The 12,355-nt window shown below is 53.9% G+C and carries 11 protein-coding genes; 6 read left to right on the forward strand and 5 right to left on the reverse strand.

The window, feature by feature from the left end:
• The 4 genes from ACF8GF_RS22165 to ACF8GF_RS22180 form a co-directional block, all read right to left on the reverse strand.
• Nucleotides 1–786, reverse strand: a complete 786-nt coding sequence (locus ACF8GF_RS22165; RefSeq protein ID WP_392488740.1) for an NTP transferase domain-containing protein — start codon at nucleotides 784–786, stop codon at nucleotides 1–3.
• Between the two features lie 13 nt (nucleotides 787–799).
• Nucleotides 800–2,002 carry a pyridoxal phosphate-dependent aminotransferase gene (locus ACF8GF_RS22170; RefSeq protein ID WP_209963358.1) on the reverse strand — a complete coding sequence of 401 codons (1,203 nt, stop codon included), beginning with the start codon at nucleotides 2,000–2,002 and terminating at the stop codon, nucleotides 800–802.
• Nucleotides 2,002–2,847, reverse strand: coding sequence for a phosphoenolpyruvate mutase (aepX, locus tag ACF8GF_RS22175; RefSeq protein ID WP_392519794.1), 846 nt, complete (start codon nucleotides 2,845–2,847; stop codon nucleotides 2,002–2,004). The genes ACF8GF_RS22170 and aepX overlap by 1 nt, the downstream gene beginning before the upstream one ends.
• Nucleotides 2,848–3,326: 479 nt before the next feature.
• Nucleotides 3,327–4,469, reverse strand: coding sequence for an MFS transporter (locus ACF8GF_RS22180; protein WP_392488741.1), 1,143 nt, complete (start codon nucleotides 4,467–4,469; stop codon nucleotides 3,327–3,329).
• A gap of 101 nt (nucleotides 4,470–4,570) precedes the next feature.
• Between ACF8GF_RS22180 and gcvA the strand changes: the two genes are divergently transcribed.
• From gcvA to ACF8GF_RS22195, 3 genes are all read left to right on the forward strand, one after another.
• Nucleotides 4,571–5,473 (forward strand): transcriptional regulator GcvA, encoded by a 903-nt coding sequence (gene gcvA / locus ACF8GF_RS22185; protein ID WP_392488742.1) that lies wholly within the window; start codon nucleotides 4,571–4,573, stop codon nucleotides 5,471–5,473.
• A gap of 419 nt (nucleotides 5,474–5,892) precedes the next feature.
• Nucleotides 5,893–6,135 (forward strand): hypothetical protein, encoded by a 243-nt coding sequence (locus ACF8GF_RS22190; RefSeq protein ID WP_143495241.1) that lies wholly within the window; start codon nucleotides 5,893–5,895, stop codon nucleotides 6,133–6,135.
• A gap of 72 nt (nucleotides 6,136–6,207) precedes the next feature.
• Nucleotides 6,208–6,471: a DUF3077 domain-containing protein gene (locus tag ACF8GF_RS22195; protein ID WP_003249898.1), complete on the forward strand. Its 264-nt coding sequence runs from the start codon at nucleotides 6,208–6,210 to the stop codon at nucleotides 6,469–6,471.
• 64 nt (nucleotides 6,472–6,535) lie between these two features.
• Here the strand turns inward: ACF8GF_RS22195 and ACF8GF_RS22200 are convergent, their stop codons facing one another.
• A complete protein-coding gene (locus ACF8GF_RS22200; protein ID WP_392519795.1) occupies nucleotides 6,536–6,985 on the reverse strand; it encodes a DUF6998 domain-containing protein in 450 nt (149 codons plus the stop codon).
• 514 nt (nucleotides 6,986–7,499) lie between these two features.
• On the opposite strand from ACF8GF_RS22200, the gene ACF8GF_RS22205 reads away from it, so the two are divergent.
• The 3 genes from ACF8GF_RS22205 (at nucleotide 7,500) to ACF8GF_RS22215 (ending at nucleotide 11,753) form a co-directional block, all read left to right on the forward strand.
• Nucleotides 7,500–8,813, forward strand: coding sequence for a restriction endonuclease subunit S (locus ACF8GF_RS22205; protein WP_392488744.1), 1,314 nt, complete (start codon nucleotides 7,500–7,502; stop codon nucleotides 8,811–8,813).
• Nucleotides 8,813–10,018, forward strand: coding sequence for an AAA family ATPase (locus tag ACF8GF_RS22210; protein ID WP_392488745.1), 1,206 nt, complete (start codon nucleotides 8,813–8,815; stop codon nucleotides 10,016–10,018). Before ACF8GF_RS22205 ends, ACF8GF_RS22210 begins: the two co-directional genes overlap by 1 nt.
• Before the next feature lie 127 nt (nucleotides 10,019–10,145).
• Entirely contained in the window at nucleotides 10,146–11,753 is a 1,608-nt protein-coding gene (locus ACF8GF_RS22215) for a type I restriction-modification system subunit M (protein WP_392488746.1), read from the forward strand.
• Nucleotides 11,754–12,355 lie beyond the last annotated feature (602 nt).

Consider the following 12,355-nt stretch of genomic DNA (forward strand, 5'->3'; position numbering starts at 1 on the left):
TCAGGCCTGGACCAGCGCCGGCGCGCTGAAGATGTCGTTGGCGATGTCCAGGTCCTCGGCCGTGTCGACCTCGAACCATTTCTCCGCGTCGACCAGCAGCGCATCGATCTGGTAGCCATGGTCGATCAGGCTGTCCATGGCGTACTCCAGCGGTGCCTTCACGCCCTTGTTGGCCACCGTCTGGCGGATGTGCCGCTGCAGGATCACCGCGGCGGCCGGGGTCATCGCGGTGATGTTCACCGTCTTGAACGACGCAGTGAGGGGGAACTCGGCATCGCGCACCGACTCATGGCGCCAGGCGCTCACCCGAGCGCCGTCGACCAGCGCGAAGGTACCGCTCAGCTCGCTGGACCAGGGTGCCAGCACGGTGGCGAAGCCTTCTTCGCCGAGGTTTTGCAGCGACGCCAGGGCACGTTCCACCAGGCGGTCCTCGACCACTACGTCACCCTCGAAGATCACCACGTCGTGGCCTTCGGGCACGGCTTCCAGGCACAGACTCAGCGAATGCACCGAACCTGAACGGGCATAGATCGGGTTGGTCACGAACACGCTGTTGATACCCGGGTGGTTGCTGCGGATGTAGCTCTCGAGCACATCACTGAGGTATCCGACGCCGACGATGACGTTGGCCACCTGATGCGCCTGTAGTTGTTCGAGCAGGCGGCTGATGATGGTCTTGCCGGCCACCTCGACCAGGCACTTGTTCTTCGCCAGGGTCTGGTCTTCCAGGCGCGAGCCCAGGCCTGCCGCGAGGACGATCACCGAAACGGGGTTTTCCTTTCTCATTGCCAGACGCTCCTCAGTTGAATCGGGCGAAGAATTCACGCAGACGCTGCATGCCGGTGGCGACATCGGCATCACTCACCGCATAGGAAATACGGATACCGCTCGGGTCGCCGAAACCGGCGCCGGACACCACTGCCACCTTGGCCTCGGCCAGGATCAGTTCGACCAGTTCGTCGGTGCTGCGCACTTGCTGCCTGCCGGCATACTGCCGACCGATGAACCACTGGATATCGGCGAACACGTAGAACGCCCCGGCTGCCGGGGCCACCTGCAGATGGTCGATGCCGGCCAGGGCTTCGTGGATCACCTGCAGGCGACGGTCGAGGATGGCGTTGGCGGTGGCGATGAAGTCTGCCGAATCGTCCAGCGCCCGGGATACCGCCACCTGCGCCACCACGTTGGGGTTGGAAGTGGTGTGCCCCTGGAGGTTTTCCATGGCTTTGATCACCTGTTCCGGCGCGCTGACATAACCCAGTCGCCAGCCGGTCAGCGCCATGCTCTTGGAGAACGAGTTGATCACCACCGTACGCGCCTTGAGCGCTGGCATCAGGGTGACGATGCTGTGGTGCTGGCCCCCCTTGCGGATCAGCCGCGAATAGCACTCGTCGAAGATAATCCACAGGTCGTGACGGATCGCCAGCTCGCCGATGCGGCGCAGGGTCTCCTCGCTGTAGACCGCGCCGGTCGGGTTGTTCGGTGTGTTGATCAGGATCGCCCGGGTGTTCGGGGTAATGGCGGCGGCGACCCGTTCGGCACTGAGCTGGTAGTGATCGACACGGGTGTCGACCAGCACCGGCTTGCCGCCGGCCAGCTCGATCTGAGTCGGGAAGGTCACCCAGTAAGGGATCGGGATGATCACCTCATCCCCCGGATTGACCAACACCATAGCCGTGTTGTAGAGCGCCTGCTTGGCACCAGCGGTCATGCCCACTTCGTTCCAGGCATAGTCCACGCCCAGCTGAGCGCTGACATGACCGGCCAGTTGCTCGCGAATCTTCTTCTCGCCGAGGGCCGGGGTATAGGTGTTGCATTTACCCTTGATGGCCTCGATGGCCGCCTGCTTGACGCTGTCGAGGGTGTCGAAGTCGAGTTCACCGGCGGCGAAGTTGATCACCGATTCACCGCGCTCTTTCAGTTCGTTGGCAATGCTACGCATACGCGAAGTGCTAGGCGCGACCACCAGGTCGTTGCGCTGGGCCAGGGATGGGCTGCTCATTATTTGGTACCCGGAATCAGTTCGAGGATTTCCTTGATCGACAGGCAGCTGGGTTCAACTTCCAGCGTGCGGCCTGACAACAGAATAGTTTCGGCAACTTGTTTCATCGCCATATATGCCGAGCGCAACATATGGTTGGCATAAATCACCACATTGAAACCCTCAGCCTCGAGTGTTTCGAACGGAATACTTGAATAACTGGTCGGCACGCACACCAGTGGCACATACGAGTGCCGTTCGCGGAAACGCCGGGCAAATGCGAATATCTCGTCCGGGGTGCTCTGCCGGCTATGAATCATTATCCCGTCCGCCCCTGCTGCAACATAAGCGTCGGCGCGGTTCAGGGCATCGTCCAGGCCGGCATCGAGAATAAGGCTCTCAATACGCGCGATGATCATGAAGTCAGTGGAAATCTGCGCGTTTTTACCCACGCGGATCTTGTTGCAGAAGTCCTCAATCGTTTCCTGTTGCTGGAATACTTCATTGCCGAACAACGAATTCTTCTTCAGCCCGGTCTTGTCTTCGATGATCACCGCCGACACCCCCAGGCGCTCCAGCGAGCGCACATCGAAGGCAAAGTGCTCGGGTTTGCCGCCGGTATCGCCGTCCATGATCAGCGGCTTGCTGGTGACTTCGAAGATATCGTTGACGTTGGCCAGACGGTCCTTGATCGCCAGCACTTCGATGTCCGGCTTGCCGCGCGCGGTGGAGTCGGTCAGCGAACTGGACCAGAAGCCATCGTAGACCCGGGTCTGGCCATCGACGGTTTGCGCGGCATGCTCGGCGAGGATCGCGGAAATCGGATTATGGGCTTCGAGAAAACGCAGGCAACGTTTAGTCGACAATAAAGTTCTAAGTGAGGCGGCACGGTGATCCGCAGAGATAAACTTGAAGGCAGCTTGAGCACTCATTATTTTCTCCAGACAACAGTCGGCTATTATGTCGACTATTAAAGTTCGACATTCCCTATGGACTGACAGTTATTGTTTTCGCGCGCAACGGACTGCGCACCCGAACAATTCGGTAACTCCCTTCAAAGATAGCCTTGCCCACCCGGCATAGCCGAAGGCCACTATAAAAAAGCACAGCCCCGACTCGAAAGCAACAAATTATTACAACATGACTACACTGTATTCATTCACCTGAAACATATAACTCCTGACACTCACCCCGATTCGTTTACTTATTATTTTTACAGTACCCAGCACTGCGCCCCCTGCCCGCCTAAAGGTTCACTGGGTAGGGCGCCTGGCAGTCAGCCCGCGCCCCCCTGGCCATAAGTCAACGTATTGCTTTCCCCTGCCATTTATCGCTCGACCGACGACTACGGCGTCACCCCGACCAACGCGGTACGCCGCTGGGCACACGCCAGGGCACTGACCGCCAAGGCCAGCGCCGCCAGCGAATACACCCAGGCCGACGCCACCAAGGGCAGCAACAGCGCCGCCAGCAATGGCCCGACACCCGCCCCGATATCGCGCCACACCGCATTGGCGGCCAGGGCCTGGAGCCGTTGCTGGCCGGGATTGCGCTCGGCAATCACCGGTACCACCAGTGGCAGTTGCAAGGCCCGCAGTACCAATACCAGACCACCGCCAAGTACCAGCCAGTGGCAACCGAACGCCACCAGGGCCAGAGCGGTCAGCAGCGAAAAGCCGATCAGCATGCGCGTCGCGCCCCAACGTTGCGCCGCTAATCCCCCCAACGGGCTGAGCACCAGTTCCGACAGGTAGCGCAACGCCAGCAACCCTCCCGCGACCAGCACCGCGTTGCCCCCCAGCAACTGCTGCGCCAGCAGAGAAAGCCCCACGATGAACAGGCCGTCGAGGGTCAGGCCCTCGATAAAGGACCAGATCGCCACACTGTCCGGGCTGCGCAGTCGCCGGCCGGCAGGGGCCAGAGGATGCCCGGCGGCCGGCAGCCCCCTGGCCAGCCAGGCCGCCAGCAACGAACTGGCGACCATCGCCAGGAAAATCACGCGCGGCCCGTGCGCCTGGCTCAGTAACGCGCCCAGTGGCAATGCCAGCATTGGACCGATGGCGATCACCGCTCGGGAGCGGCCGCTACGCCGCGCCGAACCCGCGGCCTGGGCCGTGGCCATGACTTGGGTAGACAGGTTCAACGCCGCGTAGCACAACCCCCAGACCAGGCGCAGCAGCAACAGGGCCCAGAACCCCGAAAGCGTGGCGTAGCCCAGCGCGCACAGGGCGGCGCTGCCGGCGGCCAGCATCACGCTGGGGCGATCCCCCCAGCGCGCGTAGGCACTCATCACAGGGCGATAGCCGACGATCCGCACCAGCCGGTTGGTCGCCAGCAGCAGCCCGGCCTCGGCCAAGGTGATGTCAAACGCCTCCGGCTGCATCGGCAGCAGCAGATACAGCAGGACATCGCCGGGCAGGCACAGGCCAAGTATCACGGCAGCGCGCAGCGAATCCCGATCGGCAGCTTGGGTGGTGTTCACAGTCATGGGGCGGTGGCCAAGGCAGAAACAGCGGCCTTAAGGGTGGCGCGAAGCGCGACTGCTGACAAACGCTTTAATTGCACCTCTGATGTGACTAAATTAGACAGATGATCGCCGACCTCCCGCCCTTGAACGCCGTCCGTGCCTTTGCCTCGGCTGCGCGTCACCAGAGCTTCAGCCGTGCCGCCGAAGAGCTGCACGTTACCCACAGCGCCGTCAGCCGCCATATCCGGCTGCTCGAGGAACACCTGGGGGTGGTGCTGTTCGAACGCCGCAACCGGCAATCGCTGCTGACCCCGATCGGCCAGGCCTATTTCGAACAGATCAGCCAGGGCCTGGCGCAGATCGCCAACGCCACCCACGCCCTGACCCGCGGCAGTGCGCCGCGCAAGGTAGTGATCAATGTCCGACCGTCTTTCGCGGTGCGCTGGCTGATCCCGCGCCTGCCCGATTTCATGGCGCAGCATCCGGACATCCAGCCTGAGGTGGTCACCAGCACCCTGGCCCCGGACCAGTCACGGGAAGCCTTCGACGTGGTGGTACGCCGTGGCAGCTCGGGCTGGGCGGCCAACGTGGAACCGCACGTCTTGCTCGAGGACGACATGCTGCTGGTCGCCTCGCCCGCCCTGCTGCAGGCGATACCGGTAATTGCACCGAGCGATGTGCTGCGCCATACCCTGCTCTCGGGCCGCACCCGCAGTGGCGACTGGGCGGCCTGGTGCAAAATCGCCGGCATCAGCCAGCCGCAGCGCCAGCCAAGACTGCAGTTCGACCACATGCACCTGGTGCTGCAGGCCGCCGTCGATGGACTTGGCGTGGCGCTGTGTCCGGCCTCGCTGCTGGGCAAGGACCTGGCCACCGGTCGCCTGCACAGCCCACTGCCACACCTGCGCCTGCCACTGACACGCTACTACTACGGGGTATCCCAGGATGCGGTCGCCGAGACCCAGGTGTTCATCGACTGGATGTTCTCGCAGTTCAGCCCAGGCAGCGACCCGTTGCCGTTATGAGCGCCACTGACACGCAGCGCGCCGTCCTGCACCGGTAACGGCGTATCGAGAAGACACCTGCAGTGTTATCGAAGGGGGCCTCGGGCGTCTTTTTTTGTGCCTGCCATTTGGGCGCTGCGGGTCGAAAAAATCGGATTTAACCCCTTTCTTGTAGGGCGTTTCCCAAAGATACTGCCTGCGCCTGTTTTTCGTTGCGGTCATTTTTTCAGGGTTTTAGTCTCGGTGGGTCGTTGCTCATCAACGACCGGCTTTGACAGGCCGCAACGATACACAGCGCGCATAACCGTTCATGGCGGTTGTGCATGGGGCACGCTCGCGTGCGCCGGTTTCTGTGTTCGCCGGTCTGTCAACCCATGCACAGCTGCCACCATTCCGTTTGACAGCGGGTTGGCGGTGGCCCCTATCGAGAACACAGTAAAATGCTAAAGATCGTTCCTGACCCGCCTCACCACCTCCACTCCCTGGAAGACACGATCATGATGGCCTCGGACTACGCGCTCTGTGCAGAAGCCGTAGCCCAGCAGGCAATACTGATGCAGCCCAAGTCACCCGCATCGGTTTTGATCATGGCCTCGATGCACGAGCTAGAAGCCCTGCGGCGGCTACTCGAATCCGCGCTGACGCAAATACAGCAAACAGCCAACCCGCAACCGATGCATTGATTCGCATACTGAGCGAAAAGCCTGTGCCAGCCAGGCTTACCGGCGCATCAGCAGAACCTGGGAGATTGATCAATGACAACCGAAGACACCCAATGCACAGTTGGTAAAACCATCTTCTTTCAAGGCGAGAACCAGACCCACCCACTGTTTCGCATCGAAGCCGGCATTCCTTGCCAGAACGCCCGCGAACAGGCCTCGGAACTAATGGGCTATGCGCGGGACCTGACCATCGACGGGCTGATGGAAGACAAACCCAAGCTGATCTGGGCGGCGCACTACCTCTGTGCTTTGGGCAAAGCGCTACTGGATGATGCAGAACTCGGCATGATGCGTTGAATCACGCACCCCGATGCTTCAAGGGGTCAGCGTCAGCCGCTTGACCCCTGTTACTCCAAATCGATCAACGCCGAGGGATGCGGTCTTCCTCCGCAACCGTCGCATTGATGCGCCGCAACATCGCCATCAACCCACCATGCACCCCGGTACGCGTCGGCTTACGTCCCGCCAGTTGCTGCTGGATTAGCGCTCCCGGTCCGTTGTAGATCTCTTCGAATGTACCTTCACGGTTCATTCGAATGCCCAGGTAATAGTCAGGCACATGGTGCACCGGGAAAGTCAGGCTCGTGCCAAACGTGGTCTTGATCTGGACATTCCACCCCTCGTCGCAGACAGCATCGTGGTGCTTTGTGAGTCCTTCGTTCAGCGTCAACTTGTAAGCCAAGCTGGCGACTACTTCCCCGATATCACCGACTAAACGGCCATCCAGGGTGAATGGTTTGCCAGGGGGCAGATTGTAGCTGGGAGACGGCTGCGAACAGCCCCTCCAAAGCGTTTTGGATTTGCGACTCAATCTTTGGGTCCATGTAATCCCTTGATGCTTACCGAATCTTTGCGCCATACCGACAAGATCGGCGCCATGGAAGAAAGAACCGGCAAAGCAGGCGGTTGCTTTAGCTCAATACCCATCTGCACACGTACCACTTCATCCTTGGTAAATTGATGCCGCTTTCGATGACGGATCCAAACATACAAGCTCTGGTTGCAGACCTCCAAGAACGAATGGGTTGGCCAGTGGGTAAAATGACCATCCTTAGCTCACGAATGCATCCAGGATGCTTTCAGTTACGCGTAAAGGGCGCACGAACGGAGTGGGCTACCCTAAGCGGTTAGTTTAGGGTGATTTTCTGCACAGCAGGCCTAATCAGCAGCGTTCTTTTTCAATAGGTACGTGGAAATTTTCCAGAGTCATGTTTTACTACAGATCTCGTCTGATCCGCCTCAGGTAGTAGGCACCCAGATGAGAGAATCGCCACCTCGTCTCACGCAGGTCGCACAAGGTCGCGAAATTTCAGGACTCAGCGCGAATGAGTAAACCAAATACAACGAACGGCAACGAAAAAGCCAAAACTATACGTACTCCGAAATTACGATTTCCTGAGTTTAGGAATTCGAAGGGGTGGAAAAAGACAGAGCTCAGGATGATTGCCGACCCTGTTTTAGACAAAGCTAGTTCTGGCGAGAAGAATAATACCCTGAGTCTCTCTTCTGATAAAAGCATAGTGCTTCAAAGTGAAATACTGGAAGGCAATGAGGCAAATAAATACTCCGAGCGCTATATTAAAGTTATTCGCGATGACTTTATTTACATCGACAGAAACACAAGAATGCCTTTCTCAGGCACTATAAAAAGATTGTCCAATCACTCTGTCGGATTAGTCCCTTCAGCTTACAAGTGCTTCCGCTTTCACGCAAATGAACACCCAGGCTTTTGGGAGGGGTATTTTGAATCAGGCGCGCACAAAACTCAACTTACTAGACTTGCAAACAGAGGTACTGGGGAGGGGCAACTTAACACTCCAGTCAATAAATTTTTCGCCTTAAACATATGGCGCCCGTGCGAATCGGAACAGAAAAAAATCGCGGACTGCCTGAAGTCATTGGAAAGCCTAATTTCGGCCCAATCTCAGAAAATAAAGGTGCTCAGAGTCCATAAGATCGGTCTGACCCTGCAGCTATTTCCACGCAAAGGTGAATCCAAGCCTCGGTTACGCTTTCCAAAATTCCAGAATACCGGCGAATGGAAAAAACTCCCATTCATCAGTGTAATGAAGGTAACTTCAGGAAAAGAGTTCAAGCCATCTGAGTACTCATCCGAGGGAATTAGATTAATACAATCAAAAAATATTGGATATAGTTCATTAAATTGGAGCGATGATTCACTTCACCTCCCTATGACCTACGCAGACAAGCATCCTGAATTACTACTACAAGCTAATGACATTGCCTTTGCGCTCTATCGACCAATACGTGATGAAGAAATAAAGATCACCAAAATTAGCAAAAGTTATGAGAAATCTATTCTCAGCCACCATCTAGCCAAGTTGGAAATCATAACCGATTTGCTTTATGCAAATTTTGCATTTCATTTTTGTCGACATTTCTTATCAGATTACGCACAAAGCAACTCTATCGGCCTCGGACAGACTAGGATATCGCTAAGGGAATTGAATAAACAGAGCATTACACTCCCATCGTTGCCCGAACAAATATGCATTGCAAGCTGCCTAGACTCACTCGACAATTTAATCATTTCGAACACACAAAAGCTTGAATCTATGAAAAAACATAAGGCGGCGCTTTTACAAAAGCTTTTCCCGTGGTCGGATGAGGCAAATTAATGAACAAACCGTTAGCACAATCAAATTTCAGATCTCTGAAATCGCTGGCCAGAAAGTTGCGCAAGGATTTGACAGGAGTTCGAGGAAGAAAAAAAGCAGGCGCACGAAAAGCACCCGCACCAATAAAAGGAAACGACTTTGTTCTGCTTTTTGCTCACAACGGCGTAGGCAAGACTCGTTTATCCATGGAATTTAAAGATCTTGGAAGAAAAGAGGACAAGAGAGACACCCTATACTTCAACGCTTTCACTGAAGACCTTTTTGACTGGGATAACGATTTCGACGAGGATAGAGAAAGAAGAATAAAATTCAAATCCCACTCTCAGTTCTTTAATGGACTTGACGGCATTGGCATTGAAAGTCGAATTCGCCCCCACTTACACCGCCATACTGACTTTGATTTCACAATAAACTACGACGATGCAGAGATTAGCTTTTTTCGAGAAGAAATCATCGCAGGCAAAATCGAGACCCTTGAAGATATAAAAATATCACGTGGGGAAGAAAACATTTTTATTTGGTGTTTTTTTCTCGCCATACTTGAACTGGCCAGCTTAGCCGAACCAGGAGACCCATATTATTGGGTGAAATTTGTTTACATTGACGATCCTATTTCATCCCTTGACGAACACAACACAATTGCTGTTGCCTCCGGACTTTGCGCCCTTTTAAAAGAAGCCAGAAGCAATATAAAAATTATAATATCCACACACCACGGACTATTCTTTAATGTTCTTTTCAATGAACTTAAAGGGAAAAATGAGAAATCCTCTCGAAATGAGGATATCAGGAAAAAATCTTATATCCTGAACCGTCCCAATAAGTCCCAAAGCTACACGCTCCAAGACACAGGAGAGTCTCCATTCCTGAATCATGTAGCATCATTGCTAGAATTGCAGGCTGCAGCAAAGTCAGGCAACATTTCGCAGCACCATTTCAACTCTCTTCGAAGCATCTTAGAGAAAACGGCTATATTTTTCGGCCGACAGCATATATCTACTTGCTTTGATGGCAACCCAAATAAAAATTTATATGTCCGCTTCTTAAATATCCGCAGCCATTCAAAGTACTCCGTCTTTGAACCCGAGGCTCTGAGTCGCTCTGAGAAAAGAATGTTCCGAGATATTCTTAGCACATATATTAACCTTCACCCGTTCAACACAGCACTATTCCCGAAGTCACTAGCAACAGGCCCTGCACCATAATTGTCTCGAATGTCTACCAAATCCCTTTTTTTGTTCTGAATCTCACTATAGCCAAGCACTCAAAATCACACCTTTCGCTCCCCTTTCATCGAGAAACCTTGATATCCTACCTACCAGGAGGTGAAAAATGACAGAATCAAATAAAACAATGCTTGGCAAGAGCCTCTGGAGCATTGCCGACCAACTGCGCGGACTAATGAATGCAGACGACTTCCGAGATTACATACTTTCACTCTTTCTCCTGCGTTACTTGTCAGACAATTATGAAAATGCAGCGAAGATAGAGCTTGGCGAGGATCACCCAAAAGTCGAAGATAAAGACTTTTGCGCACCACTTACGCTTTGGTACGCCAACAACCCGGAAGGTATTACCGAATTCGAAAACCACATGCGCAAGAAAATCCATTATGTGTTACACCCGCAATACATATGGAGCAACATTGCGAACATGGCTAGAACTCAAAAAATCGAACTGCTCAGCACACTGCAAGGTGCCTTCCAATGCATCGAGCTTGAATCTTTTGAGCACACATTCCAAGGCCTATTTACAGCAATCAACCTCGACTCTGAAAAACTAGGCCGCACTTACGCTGAACGTAATAATAAACTATCTATCCTCATTCAGAAAATTTCTGAAGCATTAGCTGAGTTCTCCACTGACATCGATACATTTGGTGATGTGTATGAGTACTTGATAGGGCAGTTTGCCGCAGCTTCAGGTAAGAAAGCTGGTGAGTTCTATACACCACAGCATATTTCCGACATCCTTTCTTCCATTGTTACACTCGACAGCCAGGACCCCAAAAGAGGGTCAATACAGAGCTTGGGAAGTGTGATGGACTTTGCCTGCGGCTCTGGCTCGTTGCTGCTTAATATACGAAAACACGTCAAATCACGTCATACCGGAATTATATACGGACAAGAAAAGACCCTTACCACCTATAATTTAGCGCGCATGAACATGCTAATACATGGACTACATGACACTGAGTTTCAAATTCACCATGGCGATACATTGGCGAATGACTGGGCCATACTGCGGGAGATGAACCCCGGAAAGAAACCAGCTTTTGATATCGTAGTTGCTAATCCGCCCTTGAGCCTCAGGTGGGAGCCAACCGATTCCCTAAACGAAGATATACGCTTCAAAAACTATGAAGTCCCCCCTAAATCTTCCGCAGATCTTGCTTTTCTGCTGCATGGACTTCATTATCTAAAAAATGAAGGTGTGATGGCAATCGTTCAGCCGCATGGCGTCCTCTTCCGCAGCGGTGCCGAGGAGCGTATTCGGACTAAACTGCTGAAGGATGGCCACATTGATACGGTAATTGGGCTACCCTCAAACCTCCTTTATTCTTCAGGCATCCCAGTTTGCATTTTGATCCTTAAGAAATCTACTCGCCCGGATGATGTACTTATTATCGATGCCACTGAAAGCTTCGTTAAAGGCAAGCGACAGAATCAGCTATCCCACGAGCAAATAACCAAAATCATTGACACTTATAGGTTCCGTAGGGAAGAGTCCCGCTATGCCCGCAGAGTTACGATGGAGGAAATCAAGGAGAATGGCTATAACCTTAACATTCCTCGTTATATAAGCACGGCCAGTATCGAAGCCGAGGTTGACTTACAAAGCGTAAGTTGCGAACTAGCAACCCTGGAAAAAACCATTAAATCGGCCAGAGACAAACATAATGCTTTCCTTAAAGACCTAGGACTTCCGCCATTAGCTTGAATTTAAAAATAGCAGGCTATAAGTCCCGTCGAGCTGCCTCTCTTCAAGCAAGTGGCCCAAGACCTCAACCTTGCAAAAAAGGGCGTAGCAATTCGCTACGGTAATTGAGGCGTGCAGTTTTATGAATAACTCATCGTAATATTTTACCGAGGATGCCTGCGGCAGGCATTTCCAATGCGTGGTGCACACCACGCATAAAGCTCTCTGGCGGAGGCCGGAAGGCTGTCAGGTTCTAACTCCATCCAGCTAATGACCTACTCAATATTACTTAGCCCAGATTCTAGCTCGCGTAAGTAGGTAAAGTCGATCAAAGACAAGATTCGTAGCCCAACGCGACCTGATGTCTAACGGATCAGCCACGGCCGAGCCCTCGGCTACAACCAGATACGCTGGGTGCGGTGAAGTGCTTCCTCAATGATTAGACGTAAGTGCTCCATGAACCCCACATTCAAAGCGCTTACCTGATGCCCGATGCTGTGCTCCCGATTTCCTTCTGGAGCCAGCCCTGCATGATGCGCCCCGACAGCAAAGTCGAAAAAGTCTACCTCTACCCCAAGCCTGTGGACTTTCGAAAGTCCATCGACGGCCTTACTGCCTTGGTA

The sequence above is a fragment of the Pseudomonas sp. yb_5 genome (assembly GCF_043103865.1).
GTDB classification, from domain to species: Bacteria; Pseudomonadota; Gammaproteobacteria; order Pseudomonadales; family Pseudomonadaceae; genus Aquipseudomonas; species Aquipseudomonas putida_Y.